Source organism: Rhodococcus sp. 06-462-5 (genome assembly GCF_002258315.1).
GTDB lineage: Bacteria > Actinomycetota > Actinomycetes > Mycobacteriales > Mycobacteriaceae > Rhodococcoides.
The window spans coordinates 257,608-272,583 of the sequence record NZ_NOYD01000001.1; the positions used below are offsets into that span (position 1 = coordinate 257,608).

The 14,976-nt window shown below is 63.1% G+C and carries 17 protein-coding genes; 8 read left to right on the top strand and 9 right to left on the bottom strand.

Annotated elements, in window-relative coordinates; translation table 11 throughout:
• Positions 1-6 precede the first annotated feature (6 nt).
• The 6 genes from CH251_RS01235 (at position 7) to CH251_RS01260 (ending at position 7,326) form a co-directional block, all read left to right on the top strand.
• Positions 7-558 carry a single-stranded DNA-binding protein gene (locus tag CH251_RS01235; RefSeq protein ID WP_032378699.1) on the top strand — a complete coding sequence of 184 codons (552 nt, stop codon included), beginning with the start codon at positions 7-9 and terminating at the stop codon, positions 556-558.
• A 42-nt stretch (positions 559-600) separates the two neighbouring features.
• Positions 601-843, top strand: a complete 243-nt coding sequence (rpsR, locus tag CH251_RS01240) for a 30S ribosomal protein S18 (protein WP_032396926.1) — start codon at positions 601-603, stop codon at positions 841-843.
• A 15-nt stretch (positions 844-858) separates the two neighbouring features.
• On the top strand, positions 859-1,314 hold the full coding sequence (gene rplI, locus CH251_RS01245; RefSeq protein WP_032378698.1) for a 50S ribosomal protein L9: 456 nt from the start codon (positions 859-861) through the stop codon (positions 1,312-1,314).
• Positions 1,315-1,547: 233 nt separating this feature from the next.
• Complete coding sequence (locus CH251_RS01250; RefSeq protein WP_094611444.1) at positions 1,548-3,827, top strand: bifunctional SulP family inorganic anion transporter/carbonic anhydrase; 2,280 nt, start codon at positions 1,548-1,550, stop codon at positions 3,825-3,827.
• Between the two features lie 521 nt (positions 3,828-4,348).
• Positions 4,349-6,991 carry a replicative DNA helicase gene (gene dnaB / locus CH251_RS01255; protein WP_094611445.1) on the top strand — a complete coding sequence of 881 codons (2,643 nt, stop codon included), beginning with the start codon at positions 4,349-4,351 and terminating at the stop codon, positions 6,989-6,991.
• Positions 6,992-7,068: 77 nt separating this feature from the next.
• Positions 7,069-7,326 (top strand): DUF3297 family protein, encoded by a 258-nt coding sequence (locus tag CH251_RS01260; protein ID WP_094611446.1) that lies wholly within the window; start codon positions 7,069-7,071, stop codon positions 7,324-7,326.
• Positions 7,327-7,372: 46 nt separating this feature from the next.
• On the opposite strand, the gene CH251_RS01265 is transcribed toward CH251_RS01260, so the two are convergent.
• The 8 genes from CH251_RS01265 to CH251_RS01300 form a co-directional block, all read right to left on the bottom strand.
• Positions 7,373-9,553, bottom strand: a complete 2,181-nt coding sequence (locus CH251_RS01265; protein ID WP_306436832.1) for a cation-translocating P-type ATPase — start codon at positions 9,551-9,553, stop codon at positions 7,373-7,375.
• Positions 9,554-9,572: 19 nt separating this feature from the next.
• Positions 9,573-9,857: a DUF1490 family protein gene (locus tag CH251_RS01270; protein ID WP_068049254.1), complete on the bottom strand. Its 285-nt coding sequence runs from the start codon at positions 9,855-9,857 to the stop codon at positions 9,573-9,575.
• A 92-nt stretch (positions 9,858-9,949) separates the two neighbouring features.
• Positions 9,950-10,705 (bottom strand): class I SAM-dependent methyltransferase, encoded by a 756-nt coding sequence (locus CH251_RS01275; protein WP_094611447.1) that lies wholly within the window; start codon positions 10,703-10,705, stop codon positions 9,950-9,952.
• 23 nt (positions 10,706-10,728) lie between these two features.
• The gene (locus CH251_RS01280) at positions 10,729-11,202 is read right to left on the bottom strand and encodes an N-acetyltransferase (protein WP_094611658.1); all 474 of its coding nucleotides are present in this window, start codon (positions 11,200-11,202) and stop codon (positions 10,729-10,731) included.
• Between the two features lie 14 nt (positions 11,203-11,216).
• Positions 11,217-11,549 carry a hypothetical protein gene (locus CH251_RS01285; protein ID WP_143537936.1) on the bottom strand — a complete coding sequence of 111 codons (333 nt, stop codon included), beginning with the start codon at positions 11,547-11,549 and terminating at the stop codon, positions 11,217-11,219.
• Between the two features lie 40 nt (positions 11,550-11,589).
• Positions 11,590-12,099, bottom strand: coding sequence for a putative immunity protein (locus tag CH251_RS01290; protein WP_094611449.1), 510 nt, complete (start codon positions 12,097-12,099; stop codon positions 11,590-11,592).
• Positions 12,078-12,422 carry a hypothetical protein gene (locus tag CH251_RS01295; protein ID WP_094611450.1) on the bottom strand — a complete coding sequence of 115 codons (345 nt, stop codon included), beginning with the start codon at positions 12,420-12,422 and terminating at the stop codon, positions 12,078-12,080. Before CH251_RS01295 ends, CH251_RS01290 begins: the two co-directional genes overlap by 22 nt.
• Positions 12,423-12,440: 18 nt before the next feature.
• On the bottom strand, positions 12,441-12,812 hold the full coding sequence (locus CH251_RS01300) for a VOC family protein (protein WP_094611451.1): 372 nt from the start codon (positions 12,810-12,812) through the stop codon (positions 12,441-12,443).
• A gap of 106 nt (positions 12,813-12,918) precedes the next feature.
• Here CH251_RS01300 and CH251_RS01305 point away from each other — a divergent pair, with 106 nt between their 5' ends.
• Together CH251_RS01305 and CH251_RS01310 are read left to right on the top strand one after the other, a co-directional pair.
• Positions 12,919-13,599 (top strand): thiamine pyrophosphate-dependent enzyme, encoded by a 681-nt coding sequence (locus CH251_RS01305; RefSeq protein WP_094611452.1) that lies wholly within the window; start codon positions 12,919-12,921, stop codon positions 13,597-13,599.
• A complete protein-coding gene (locus CH251_RS01310; protein WP_094611453.1) occupies positions 13,599-14,498 on the top strand; it encodes a transketolase family protein in 900 nt (299 codons plus the stop codon). The genes CH251_RS01305 and CH251_RS01310 overlap by 1 nt, the downstream gene beginning before the upstream one ends.
• Here the strand turns inward: CH251_RS01310 and CH251_RS01315 are convergent, their stop codons facing one another.
• The gene (locus tag CH251_RS01315; protein WP_094611454.1) at positions 14,499-14,957 is read right to left on the bottom strand and encodes a DUF6194 family protein; all 459 of its coding nucleotides are present in this window, start codon (positions 14,955-14,957) and stop codon (positions 14,499-14,501) included. It lies immediately after the preceding gene.
• Between the last annotated feature and the right edge of the window lie 19 nt (positions 14,958-14,976).

Consider the following 14,976-nt stretch of genomic DNA (forward strand, 5'->3'; position numbering starts at 1 on the left):
GGAACCATGGCAGGCGAGACCGTCATCACCGTCATCGGAAACTTGACGGCTGATCCAGAACTTCGATTCACCCCCGCCGGTGCGGCGGTTGCCAACTTCACGGTTGCATCCACCCCGCGCACATTCGATCGTCAGACGAACGAGTGGAAAGACGGCGACGCGCTCTTCATGCGCTGCAACATCTGGCGCGAGGCAGCGGAGAACGTTGCCGAGAGCTTGACCCGAGGCTCGCGAGTGATCGTGAGCGGACGGCTGCGGCAGCGCTCGTACGAGACGCGTGAAGGTGAGAAGCGGACAGTCGTCGAGCTCGAAGTCGACGAGATCGGACCTTCACTCCGCTACGCCACCGCAAAGGTCAACAAGGCCAATCGTGGTGGAGGTGGCGGCGGAGGCGGCTTCAACTCCGGCTCCGGCTCCGGTTCCTCCGGCGGATCGAGCGGCGGCCGCTCGAACTCCTCGTCCAACTCCGGTTCCGGTGGAGACGATCCCTGGGGCAGTGCCCCGGCGGCGTCGGGCTCCTTCGGCGGACGTGGCGGAGACGAAGAGCCACCGTTCTAGATCCTTCGATCGAGAACAACCAGATGTAACGGAGAAAGACCCATGCCCAAACCGCCATTGCGCGACAAGGTGCTCAAGAAGAAAGCGTGTTCCTTCTGCAAGGAAAAGAACACGTCGATCGATTACAAGGACACGACGTTGCTGCGTAAGTACGTCAGCGATCGCGGAAAGATCCGTGCTCGCCGTGTCACCGGCAACTGCGTCCAGCATCAGCGTGACGTGGCCGTTGCCGTGAAGAACTCGCGTGAGGTAGCACTGCTGCCTTACGCCGCGACGGCTCGATAGAAAGGGGCGATTGGTATGAAACTGATCCTCACCGCTGATGTGGACAACCTCGGTGCGCCTGGCGACACCGTAGAGGTCAAGGACGGCTACGGCCGTAACTTCCTGCTGCCCCGCGGATTGGCCATCCAGGCCACCCGTGGAGCTCAGAAGCAGGTCGACGGCATCCGCCGCGCTCAGGAAGCTCGTGCCGTCCGCGGCCTCGAGCACGCCAACGAGCTCAAGCAGGCCATCGAGGGCCTCGAGGCCGTCACGCTGTCCGTGAAGACCGCGGGCGACTCGGGCAAGCTGTTCGGCTCGGTCACCGCGTCGGACGTCGCTTCTGCTCTCAAGGCTGCCGGTGGCCCGGTCGTCGACAAGCGCAGCATCGATCTGCCGAAGGCTCACGTCAAGAGCACGGGCAAGCACGACATCGTCGTGAACCTGCACCCCGACGTGACCGCCAAGTTCAAGCTGGAGGTCGTCGGAAGCTGATTTCAGCTTTCGGCCCGTTTCGGTCGAACAAAGCCCCACGAACCTCGGTTCGTGGGGTTTTTTCGTGTCTTCTCACAAAGATCAACTGTCGCAATGGGTTCCAATTTGTGAAGCATCTCTCTTCGGACGTTCGTGAGCAAAGCTTTGCGTACTCTTTAGGCGGGGCGACATCGAACATCATCACCAACTGGATCCACCCGACCTGACGCCTAGACGCCCGGAGGAACGCTGCCGTGACCACGACCGTGGAACCCGATTCCGACCCCAGTCCCGAGACCCGACCCGAGCCGCAGTCTCGCGTCGGGTCGATCCTGAAATACGACGTACCGGCCTCGTTGGTCGTTTTCCTTGTTGCAGTGCCACTTTCGATCGGCATCGCCGTCGCGTCGGGCGCACCGATCATGGCCGGTCTCATCGCCGCCGTGGTCGGCGGAATCCTCGCCGGGATACTCGGCGGATCACCACTGCAGGTCAGTGGCCCGGCAGCAGGCCTCACCGTCGTGGTTGCCGAGCTGGTCAACCAATTCGGTTGGGGCGTAACGTGCGCCATCACGGTCCTGGCCGGTGCTGTGCAGATCCTGCTGGGAATGAGCCGGATTGCGCGCAGTGCGCTGGCCATCTCGCCCGTCGTGGTGCATGCGATGCTCGCCGGAATCGGTATAACCATTGCGCTGCAACAGATTCACGTACTCCTCGGCGGCGAGTCCGAAAGTTCCGCGGTTCAGAACGTCCTGGCCATCCCGACGTCCGTCGCGAACGGCCAGTGGCCGTCGATCGTCGTCGGCGGAATCGTGGTCGTGCTGATGTTCGCCTGGCCACGGTTGGGCGAGTTGTCCGGCGTGCTGGCCAAGGTCACCAAGGTGCCGGCCGCCCTGGTCGCAGTGGTCACCGCCACCGCGGTCTCGATCTTCTTCTCCCTCGATGTCGAACGAATCGAATTGCCCGGCAACCTGATCGAGTCCCTGAGCCTGCCCGTCATGCCCGACGGGCAGTGGAGTGCTTTCGTCACCGGCGTCATCACCATCGCGCTGATCGCCAGTGTCGAGAGTCTGCTCTCCGCGGTGGCCGTCGACAAGATGCACAGCGGTGAGCGCACCAACTTCGACCGTGAACTGATGGCTCAGGGCGCAGGCAACATGGCCTCCGGTGCCATCGGCGGCCTGCCGATCACCGGCGTGATCGTGCGCAGTGCCACCAATGTCAAGGTCGGGGCCAAGTCTCGTGCGTCGGCGATTCTGCACGGTGTGTGGATCCTGATCTTCTCGGTACTGTTCATCTCGATCGTCGAACTGGTTCCCTTCGCAGCTCTGGCCGGGCTGCTGGTGATGATCGGCGTGCAGCTGATCAAGCTGGCGGACATCAAGATTGCCAACAAAACCGGAGACATCGCGGTATACGCGGTCACGGTCGTCGGAGTGGTGGCGCTCAACCTGCTCGAGGGTGTGTTGATCGGTTTGGCACTGTCGATCATCCTGGTGCTGCGCCGCGTGGTGTGGGCCAAGGTCAGGGCCGAGGAAACCGTCGACGGCACCTGGCGCGTCACCACCGAGGGTTCGTTGAGTTTCCTTGCGCTCCCGCGATTGACGCACGTGCTGTCCACCGTCCCCGCAGGCACCGCTGTCACCGTCCATCTGGGCGTGGACTTCCTCGATCACGCCGTGCACGACGCCCTGAACGAATGGATGCGTCAGCACGAACTCGGCGGCGGCACAGTGAAGGTCGAAGAGGTGGGCACTGCCTCGATGGCGGCTGCCGCCGAGGGCCCACCCAAGCGTGGATCTGCGACGGTACGCAGCTCGTTGGCGCCGTGGCGCGCCTGGCAGCTCAAGAGCGATGTGGCGCAGGACGATTCGCCTGCTGCTCTGCGGCCGGTGTTGAGCGGGGTGGCGGAGTATCACCGCACGCATGCCCCGAACATACGTCCGCACCTCGAGGGTCTGACCGACAATCAGGACCCGGACACCCTCTTTCTGTGCTGTGTGGATTCGCGAGTCATGCCGAACACGATCACCAGCAGCGGTCCAGGAGACCTGTTCACCGTCCGAAACATGGGCAACCTCGTTCCCGCTCAGGGGCAGGATTGTTCGGTGGAGGCGGCGCTGGCGTTCGGTGTCGATCAATTGGGCACCTCGTCGGTGGTGGTCTGTGGACATTCGGGTTGCGGTGCCATGAAGGCGGTGCTGAGTGGGCCGGAGAACGCCGCGGACGCGTCCGTCGCGGAGTGGTTGGGGTACGGGATGGCAAGCCTCGACGCGTACCGCAGCGGGCACGTGGTGGGTCGTCAGGCGGCGGAACTCGGCTTCGGTGAGGCGGATCAACTCGCGATGGTGAACGTGGCGGTGCAGTTGCAGACGCTCACTCGTCACCGCGTCGTGGGCAGAGCCAATGCCGAAGGGCGGTTGCGAATCACCGGTCTCTTCTTCGACATTCCGTCGGCACGAGTGCTTCAGATCGGTACCAAGGAGGTCACCGTGCTGGACCCGGCGAAGTGCCCGCAGGAGGCCGGCAGCTGAGTTCTGATCGGCAGTGTCGAGGGGCCCGATTCCAAGCCCGGAATCGGGCCCCTCGCGCTGAAACGGGAACCTGGTCTGTTTCTGTGAGTCATCCCAGCCGCTGTGACCTAGTTCACCCTTAGGTTCACCTGGTATTTACTCAACACGCCCGAGCTGTCAATTCGGCCGACACGCCGATCCAGAATCGATGCACAGGAAGAAAACTTTATGTACACGCTCTGAGCTGGCGAAAAGGTCGAAACTCGGAAAGTTATACCCAGGTTATCCCCAGACGGTCAACACGGTTGTTCAACACCATCCACATTTCATGCACAGATTCATCCCCAGGCCATGTTGTGACTCCTGCCGATAGCGCTTAACGTCCGTGCAGCGTCTCTCTCGATGCCGTGCAGCGGCGACGGGACAGTGCGAATCCGGTGCCGAAATAGCTTGTCGGTGCCCGGGGGTAGAACTTGCTACACAGCACCGCCGGGTGATATTCGACGGTGCCGACGACAATGGGGAGAGGACGGCCGGTTCGCGTGGCAGTTGTGGACGATCGAGGACAGTCCGACTACTCCGGCCCCTCGTCCAGCGAGGGACCCGGCGAGGATTTCGGTCGCCAGCCCCCACAGGACATGGCCGCTGAGCAGTCCGTGCTGGGCGGCATGCTGCTGAGCAAGGACGCCATCGCCGACGTGCTCGAGGTGCTCCGTCCCGGCGATTTCTATCGGCCGGCCCACCAGAACGTGTACGACGCGATCCTCGACCTCTACAGCCGCGGTGAGCCCGCCGACCCGGTGACCGTGTCGGCCGAGCTGGATCGTCGCGGTGAGCTCAAGCGCATCGGCGGCCCCCCGTACTTGATCACCCTGACCCAGACGACGCCGACGGCAGCCAATGCCGGGTACTACGCCGAGATCGTCGCGGAGAAGTCGATTCTGCGCCGGCTCGTCCAGGCCGGTACTCGCATCGTGCAGTTCGGTTACGCCGGAGCGGACGGTCAGGACGTCGCCGAGGTCGTCGACCGCGCGCAGGCCGAGGTGTACGAGGTCACCGAACGCCGCACCTCCGAGGACTTCCTCCCCCTCGAGGAGCTGCTGCAGCCCACGATGGACGAAATCGACTCCATCGCCAGCCGGGGCGGCATATCCCTGGGTGTACCAACAGGATTCGCCGAACTCGACGAAATCACCAACGGCCTGCACCCGGGTCAGATGATCATCGTGGCGGCGAGGCCTGGTGTGGGCAAGGCGCTTGCCCTCGACACACCGCTTCCGACGCCCGACGGCTGGACCACTATGGGCGAGGTGGCTGTGGGAGATCACCTCATCGACGCCCATGGCATGCCGACCAGAGTCGTGGCGGCCACGGACGTCATGCTCGATCGGCCGTGCTACGAAGTCGAATTCTCCGACGGCACAGTCATCGTCGCCGATGCACAGCATCAGTGGTTGACCGAGACCAGGGCGTCACGCAAGTCGGCGCAGGCTGCGGCGGTCAACTACAACCGGACTCGCAATCAGAAGACGTTCGCTGCTGTGCGTACCACCGAAGAGATCGCGAACTCGGTGCGCTGCGCGACGAAGGATGCGCGCATCAATCACTCGGTCACCAACGCCGAGGCCGTTCAGCTGCCCGAGCGTGAGCTACTGGTACCGCCGTACACCCTCGGCGCATGGCTGGGAGACGGCACGTCTGCCTGCGCGCAGATCACCAGCGCCGACCCCGAGATCATCGCCCGAATAGAAGGCGAAGGTCTGCACGTGGTGGCGTCGGAGAAAGCCGCTCTTCGATACTCGATCAAACTTCCTACCGAGGTTGTCGAGGCAAAGGACTGTGTCGTCTGCGGCAGGCAGTTCGTGCCGTTTCCGCTCAATGTCCGTACCTGCGGCCAATCGTGCGGCGGCAAAGCGCGTTTCATGTCCGCGCCGGTCGCTGCACCGACGTGCATCGACTGCGGCAAGGTAACGACTGGTTTGCACCGCTGCCAGGCATGTCGCAACTCGATCGGGACAGTGCAGGCGCGTTTACGGACGATCGGCGTACTGGGCGACAAGCATGTACCGCTCGACTACCTCCGTAGTTCCGAGGCCCAACGACGTGCGTTGTTGGCGGGTCTGCTCGACACCGACGGCACGGTCACCGGGGGCGGCTCGGTTCAGTTCGCGGTCACCAACGAGCGGCTCGTTCTCGGGGTGCGCGAGCTGATCGTCAGTTTGGGCTATCGCGTGCAGATGTCGACCAGGAATGTGCGGGGTCGAAGCGAAGCGTCGTCGAGGGCGTTCACTTTGACGTTCGCGACCGACGATGTCGTATTCGGTCTGCATCGGAAGCAGATGCTGCACAAGGAACGTCGAGCTGCGGGATCCACTGTGCGATCGAGTTCGCGGTTCATCGTCGACGTTCGCCGGGTCGATTCCGTTCCGGTTCGTTGCGTGGAGGTCGACAACGCAGAGCATCTGTATCTCGCCAGCGAGTCGATGATCCCGACCCATAACTCCACGCTGTCAATGGACTTCATGCGTTCGTGCTCGATCAAGCACGGCATGCCCAGTGTCATTTTCTCCCTGGAAATGAGTCGCACCGAGATCGTCATGCGACTGTTGTCCGCCGAGGCGAAGATCAAGCTCGGCGACATGCGTTCGGGAAAGATGACCGACGACGACTGGACCAAGCTGGCCCGGCGCATGAGCGAGATCAGCGAAGCACCGCTCTTCGTCGACGACTCCCCGAACCTGACGATGATGGAGATCCGCGCCAAGGCACGTCGTCTCAAGCAGCGCAACGGCCTCAAACTCATTGTGGTGGACTACCTTCAGCTGATGTCGTCCGGCAAGAAGGTCGAATCCCGTCAGCAGGAGGTCTCGGACTTCTCCCGTCAGCTCAAGCTGTTGGCCAAGGAACTCGAATGCCCGGTGGTCGCGGTCTGCCAGCTCAACCGTGGTCCCGAGCAGCGAACCGACAAGAAGCCGATGGTGTCCGACCTCCGTGAGTCCGGCTCACTGGAGCAGGACGCCGACATGGTGATTCTGCTGCACCGCCCCGACGCAATCGAGCGCGACGACCCCCGCGGCGGTGAGGCCGACCTGATTCTCGGTAAGCACCGTAACGGCCCGACCGCGACAATCACTGTGGCGCATCAGCTTCACTTGTCGAGATTCGTGGACATGGCGCGGGGCTAAGGCCGACCGCGCTTGGTCGCGTATTCTCTCTGTGAAATCAACCAAGCACCTGACGCAGCATTCGACGAAAGAAATCCATGCCAGAGGATCAGAACACAGACGTTCCACCGAATCACCTCGCGATCGATCCGCGGAGCCCCTTCTACAACGAAGAGGTTCTTCGCCGGGACGTGGGGATTCGCTTCAACGGCGTAGAGAAGACCAGTGTTCGCGAATACAACGTGACCGAGGGTTGGGTGCGAGTCGAAGTTCCTACCGCGAAGGATCGCTACGGCAATCCCATGCTCGTCAAGCTCAAGGGCACGGTCGAACCGTATTTCCGCGACGCGAAATAGCGGACTAGGGACCAAGCAGATCGCCCTCGCATTGGGGCGCTATTGATCAGATTCGGTATCGAATCAGTCGCGAGCTGTTGCCGACAACTGCAACCGAGGACGCGTTGTGCAGAATTGCGGCGAGTACCGGAGACAGTGCTCCACCGGCGCTGACCACGAGGCCCAGAGCGTTCACGGCGATCGACATTCCGTAGTTCTGCCGGATGACCGATACCGAGTGTCGTCCGAGATCGCGAACGTCGAGCAACCGTGTCAGGTCATCGCTGGCCAGAGCTACATCGGCCGTTTCGACGGCAACATCGGTGCCCGCCAACCCCATTGCGATACCGATATCCGCGACGGCGAGCGCCGGAGCGTCGTTGGTGCCGTCTCCGACCATCGCGACTACGTATCCCTCTTCTTGGAGCTTGCGGACGGCTTCGAGTTTGTCATAGGGCATCACCTCGGCTCGCCACTCTGCGATGCCCAGTTCGGCGGCGACGGCCGCGGCGGTCTCGGGGTGATCTCCGGTGAGCATGACGATCCGTTCCACACCGTCGGCGCGGAGCGCATTCAAGACGTCCAGAGCATTGGCTCGGACCTCGTCACGCAGGCTGATCAACCCGACCAACACTCCGTCGACTGCCAGCAGCAACGGTGTCTCGGCTTGACGCTGAAGTCGCGAAACCCAATCGGCCGCATACTCGGACACGTCCACGCTCTCGCCGCGCAGTAGCGAAGGACTGCCCAGCAGCAGAGTCCGACCGTCTGCGACGGTGCGCATGCCGAGGCCGACGAGCACTTCGCACTCCTCGTGCGGAGGAATCACGATGTGGCGTTCTTCGGTGCTGCGAATCACGGCCTCGGCCAACGGATGCCGAGAGTGGATCTCGGAACTGGCGGCATACGCCAGCACCTGCTCCGGCTCCCAGTCGTCCTGGAAGGACACGACATTGGTGACGACGGGGCGTCCGACGGTGAGGGTGCCGGTCTTGTCGAACACGAAGGCGTCGACCCTGCCTGCTTGTTCCAGATGCGACCCACCCTTGATGAGAATCCCTCGGCGAGCACCGTTTCCGATGGCGGCGCTGATGGCCGTCGGAGTCGACAGACCCACCGCACACGGGCACGCGACGAGCAGCATGGTCATCGCCCGTCGGACATCCCGGGTGACCAGGAGCGTGAGGCCCGACAGGATGAACGACGCGGGCACGAAGCGTCGTGAGAAGTTCTCTCCCACAGTTTGAATCGGGGCGCGGTCTTCCTGTGCCTCCTCGACGCGAGAGATGATGCGGCCGATCGTCGTATCGCGGCCTACCGCAGACGCGCGGATGACGATGCGTCCACGGACGACAACGGACCCGGCATGGATCCTGTCGCCTGCAGCTATCGACACCGGCAATGTCTCACCGGTGATCGCGGACTGGTCGACCACAGCGTCACCGTCGACGACGGTCCCGTCCACAGGCACGCCGACGTGATCGTGCACGACGACCTCGTCGCCGATCTCCAGCCGATCGACGTCGACGGAGATCTCGGAACCGTCGGGAAGCCGAATCCACGCGGTGTCCTGCGTGCCGGTCAGGAGATCGGAGATTGCGCGACGAGTGCGCTTGAGTGTCAGCTCCTGCAGGTACTCGCCGATGTTGAGCAGCCACAGAACGGTCAGAGCAACGACGTTCTCGCGGAGTACGAGGCTTGCCACAGTGGCGGCGCTGACGAGCGCGTCGGTGCCGGCGGTCCGGTTTCCGGCCAGCGAGCGCAGCGCTCCCTTCAGGAACGGATAGCCGGTGAAGATTGTGGCTCCGGTGGCCACGACACGGCTGGTGGGGCCGAGGATGGGTGGTCGCCGGAAGGCATAGCGACGGAAGCCGAGCAGGACCAGCGCCGCGCCGCCGATGGTCATGCGCAGGACGTCGCCGCTGGTGACGTCCGCCGACCGTGGGCTACGCACGGGTACCAGAGCCCAGTCGGTGGTGCGACCTGCGTTCACCGCATCGAACAGCTCGGCCCGGTCGATCCGGGAGCGGGAGTACCAGACGACGACCGATGCGGTGCGGGGGTAAGCGTGGACAGCTCGAACGCCGCGAATCTTGTCGACGTGATCTTCGACGGCGACCGCGCGACCCGGACTCGACCGCAGCCAGTCGACGCGAAGCCGCATGCGGCCGGCGGCATCGGACAGGATCTCGATGCCATCCGCGCGGTCGGGAGCTGCATCGAGTGAATGTTCGACGAGCATCGTCATGTTCGGCCGACTGCCGTGATCAGTGCGAGTGGCCGTGGCCGACTTCGGTGGCCGAGGGTGGCGGCACTTCTTCGCCGAGCCGGTCTCGCGCCTCCGCAACAACATCGGACACAGCCAAACGTGCTGATTCGGCGTGGATTTCGGCCTTTCGTGCGGCGCGAAGCCCGAGTTCGGTTGCCGATACCGCAGCCTTGCGGACGGGAGCCTTGTCGTACAGCTTCTTGGCACCGTTGTACGCGGCGACGCCGACTGCGCCTGTCACGACCGTCGATACTGCCTTCGCGACGATGATCGGAAACGCCATGTTGTAGCTCCTCGAAATCGAACCTGTACCCACTTATTGGGAATCGTATTCGTTTTGTGGGGCTGTGGCGACTTCCGGGGTCGCGAGAAGTGTCATCGGATCGGCATCGTGGTGCGGAACGCTCTGGTCGCGTAGGGCAGTTCGATCGTCGTCGATCCCTTCAGGCCCAATTCGTCGAACAGTGCGGTGAGATCACGATCGATGCGGTTGCGATCGTCGGCGGTTGCGGTGATGTAGAAGCTGCGCGACCGAACCAGGTCGGTCAGCTGAGACCGACTCACCGTGCGCGACCACATCCACCGCTCCTCGTCGAGCCGACCGAACGGTTCTGCGATCGGCGGTGGACCGTCGTCGAACATGGTCAGCGCTCCACCGCGCGAGACCACCGAGTTCAGTCGCCGAACCCACAACTGCGACTCGTCGCGGATGTTCCAGATCAGTCCCAGCGTGCCGCCCGGGCGGAGAACCCGGCCGATCTCGCGTGACGCGGCCACCGGTTCGACCCAGTGCCAGGCCTGTCCGAGCAGGACGGCATCGACGCTCTCATCCTTCAGCGGCAGGGACTCGGCAGTGCCGACGTGGGCGGGAACTCCGGGCACTGCAACGCGAAGGGCGTCGAGCATGGCGGGATCAGGATCGACCGCGACGGCGTCGCAGCCGGCGGCGGCGATGATGCGGGTGAGCTTGCCGGTTCCGGCACCGACGTCGGCGACAAGAGGCCGCCCGGCCGACTCGAGTACGGGTTCAAGCAACCACTCGACCGCGGCCGACGGGTATTCGGGGCGAGCAGATTCGTACACGTCGGCGACGGTCCCGAACGATGTAGAGCTGTTATCTCGGCTAACCATATGGCCAGGCTACATCTCCTGCGTCAGTTCAGCTCGAGTTCGTAATACAGAGCTTTGGGTCCCTCGCCACGGCCTTCGTGGCAGTCGAAGCCACGCTTTTCGTACACGTGTCGCGCCGCCTCGTCGTCCTCGGAGGTGTTGAGATCCATGTAGGTGGCACCCTTGCCGCGTGCGTGCTCGATGACGTCGTCGAGAAAGGTTGTGCCGTAGCCCTTCCCGCGTAGGCCAGGCTGGACGTAGAACTCGGCGAGGTAGGCCTCGATGTCTGCACTCAAAGTGCCGGCCCGAAATCGCAGAACGGCCACACCGATGGCGGGAGTTCCGAACGTCAGAACGCTGGTATCACCGGATTTCACCAGAGAGTCGAGATGTGCGGCAAGCCAATCCGACTCGGGCACCGGGTAGTCGTACTCGCGATTGAAGTCGATCAACAGAAGTGCGGCCTCGGAGAATCCTGCAGCATCCTGGACGACACGTGTACCGCTGACTGATGTCATCGCCTTCTCCTCCGTCAGCAATCCGGTTGAACGAGATTCTTCGCGTCGAGCAGACCGAGGCCGGGATGCATCTCACGTAGCGCTTTGATGGTGTGGACAGTTCTGCCGGATTCTGCGACCACCGTTTCGACATCCTCAGCGGGTACGGATTCGGGGCCGATCTTCTCGACGCTGGGCCGTTCGGGGCGCAGTTGGCTGTATGCCAGCCAAGGGATTGCTATACCCCCAAGTGCCAGCTGGATCCAGTCCCAGGTCGACGGTTCTGAGATCACGTCGGAAATCAGAATGAACGCAATCCAGGCCAGCCACGCGACGTACAGGTACCGGACCCACGGACGTCGGCTCATGCGTTGCATGCTGTCACCGCACCCCGATCGGGGCAACGGCTCAGCGTCGCAGTTCGGTATCGAGTCGAACCATGAGCACGCCGAACCTGGTACGCCCGGCGATCGGCGGTGGAAATCGTCCCAGAACTGCTCGAACTGCGGGATCGGCGTGGATGCGAACCCATTCGATCTGCTCTGCAGCAGCTTTGGGGTTAGCGAGCACCAGATGCACTGCAGAACCGAGAATGTGTTTGACCTGATGGGGGCTGTAGAGCGGATGGAGAAAGGCAGCACCGGCGGCGTGCATGGCGGACATTGCCGCGTCCGTGGCCGCTGAAGCCGGTACCTCGCGGGCCGCTTTGTGCGCGTCCCAGGCGAGCCTGCGTAACTCCGCCGTCCGGTGGCCGGTCTCGGCGAATGCCTCGGCACCCTCGATCGCCAAGTGTGGACGCGCATCCTCGGGGTGGGCCATCTCGTAGATCGGTAATGCCCGTCGGGCGCAGGTAGCGGCGAAGCCGACCACACTTTGAATGTCGTACTGACTCAGCGCTACTTCCGCAGGCTCGGGCAACTCAACCCTCGGGTTCTGTTGATTGTGAGCACAAATCCCAACTTGCCGAGAATGATGCCGGTCAAAGCGCCGAGAGCTGCGGTAGCAATGGGGACCAGGTACAGCCAGAGCCGCGACAGGCCTTGTGTTCGTCGGTCGAACGAATCGTTCATGGAGTCCACGAATTCGTCGCTCATCGTGAGACCGTTCAGGGGCTCGTAGCCACCTGAATACACGACGCCACTCGTGTTGGTGGTCATTTCGCCGATCAGATACCAGCCCAGTGGAGCCAATCCGACGATGAATCCGAACAAGAGCAGAACGATGACGAGATTGCGCACCATCTCAGGCTATTGCCCCCGTCAACCGTCGTACACCTCCGTCGTGATGCAGAAGGGGTGCCCGGCGGGGTCGAGCAGAACTCGCCATCGGGGGTCGGGCTGCTCTGCGGCCTCCCTGGCCCCGCATTCGACTGCGTAGGCGACGGATCCGGCAAGGTCCCCTTCAGCGTCCAGGTCGAAGTGCACGATGGATGACGACGGCCATTGGGGCGGAATGTAGTTCGCAACATTCTGCGCAACGATGTTCAGGCCGGATTGTGTGCGGATCCCAACGCTCTCGGAGTTCTCCCACAACAACTCGCCGCCGAGAAGCGCGAGATAGAAGTGCGCGAGTTGCGCCGGATCGGCGCAGTCGATGGACGTTCCCGCTATAGCGAGGGGGTTTCGCGGCATATCTGGAGACTACGGTCGGTGGTGCCGTCAGTGCCCCCGCTTCGGCTCAACTCACCTCCCTCGCAGGGCTTGACCTCGAGTGCGCTCGAGGTTGCAGGGTGGGGTCATGCAGATGACATTCGACGAGTTGCCTCGGCTCATGACTCTGATGACGGGCGACGAAAAGCACAGCACCAGTGCCACTTCGACACTCGATGTGTTGTGGGTGCTGTACTCCGACATTCTGAGCCTCGACCCAGCGAATCCTGACGACCCGGACCGTGATCGGTTCTACCTGTCCAAGGGGCATGGCCCGATGGCGTACTACGCAGTGCTTGCGGGACGGGGATTCTTGACGCCGAACGAGCTTGCGTCGTTCGGCAGCTACGACTCTCCGCTGGGAAATCACCCGGATCGCACGCTGGCACGCGGGGTCGATATCGGATCGGGCTCGCTCGGTCACGGCTTGGCACTGGCCGCCGGAACTGCTGTTGCGCTGCGGATTCAGAAGAGCTTCGCCCGAGTTTTCGTATTGATCGGCGACGCCGAGCTCGACGAGGGCAGCAATATGGAAGCCATTCAATTCGCTGCGCGATCGAATCTGGGCAATCTGACCGGCGTGGTGATCGACAACGACTCGGCCGGCCTGGGTTGGCCTGGGGGCATCGCGTCGCGCTTTGCCGTCGAGGGGTGGCACACCTCCGACGCCGACGGCCGAGACCACAGCGCTCTCAGGCGCGCGTTTCGCCTCGATCATGCCGACCGGCCGCACGTGGTGGTCGCTCACGTCGAAAAGAAGGAGAGCTGATGAGCGCACCGCTGGATCAACGCGAGCACTTCTATCGGCTGTTGCCCGATCTGCTGGCCCAGGACGAGCGAATCGTGCTGGTACTGGCCGAGATCGGCGTGGCGTATCTCGAACCACATCTGACCTCAGATCTTCGGTCGCGTGTGGTCAACGTGGGTATTCGAGAGCAGGCGATGATCGGTGTCGCGGGGGGAATGGCGCTTGCGGGTCTCCGCCCGATCGTGCACACCTTTCCGCCGTTTCTGATCGAGCGGCCCTTCGAGCAGGTGAAGCTCGATCTGGGGCATCAGGGCGTCGGAGCGATCCTGGTGAGCTCAGGCGGTTCCTATGGGTGGCCACAGGGTGGTGAGACCCACTTCGGCCAAAGGGATGTCGCACTCCTCGACACCCTGGACGGGTGGACGGTTCACGTCCCCGGGCACGTCGACGAGGTCGAGTGGATGCTGCGCTGCGCGGCGGCGGCCGACGATCGCGTCTACATCAGGCTCGACGGAGTGTGCAACGAACGTCCTTACGGTCAGCCCGATGGGACGTTCACCGTTCTGCAGCAGGGTAATTCGGGAACAGTGATCTCCATCGGTCCGATGACAGACCGGGTTCTCGCCGCAGCCTCGGGGCGCGACGTGACGGTGCTGCATGCGTCGACGATCAGGCCCTTCGACAGTGCCTCTCTACGGGAGAAGCTGACTGCGCCCGACGTCATGATCGTCGAGCCGTATCTCGCGGGAACGTCGGTGCTGCAGGTGAACAGAGCCCTCGCCGATGTGCGTCATCGAGTGTCGGGAGTCGGGGTCGAACCCGGAGAGCGACGCAAATACGGCACCGTGGCCCAACATGATCAGGCCAACGGCCTGGATGTCGAGGGGCTGTCTCGATCGATGAGCCAGTTCTTCGGATGATCAGCCTTGGCGGCGCTCGTATCTGCGCCTGGCAACGTTGTAGGCGGAGTCGAGCAGTTGCCGAACCTGCGTCTCGGTCTGCGAAGACGGGTTGACCACCGACAGCCAGCCGGCGGTGCCGTACTGAGGGTGGGCGGCGAGGACGTCGTCGCTGTCGGCGCGGGGTGCGTGGGCCGCCTCGCGTGCCGGCACCCCCAGGATCTGCTCGAATTCCTGTTTTCCTGCAACGATATTGACGCGGAACGCATCGGGTCGGTCCAGTCCGGACAGCTCGTCACCCGGGTAGTTCTTGGTCACGATCGTCGCAAACGGCTGAGTGGTCGGGATGGTTCCGTCGGGCGAGTAGTAGAAGAACGCATCACCCCATGCGATCTCGGGAGTTCCGTCTCCCTCGCGAGGCCGCTGCGTCACCGTGCCCTCGAAGCTGCCGACCAGATTCACGATGTCGTCGAGTGTCATGCACCGATCGTCACACGGT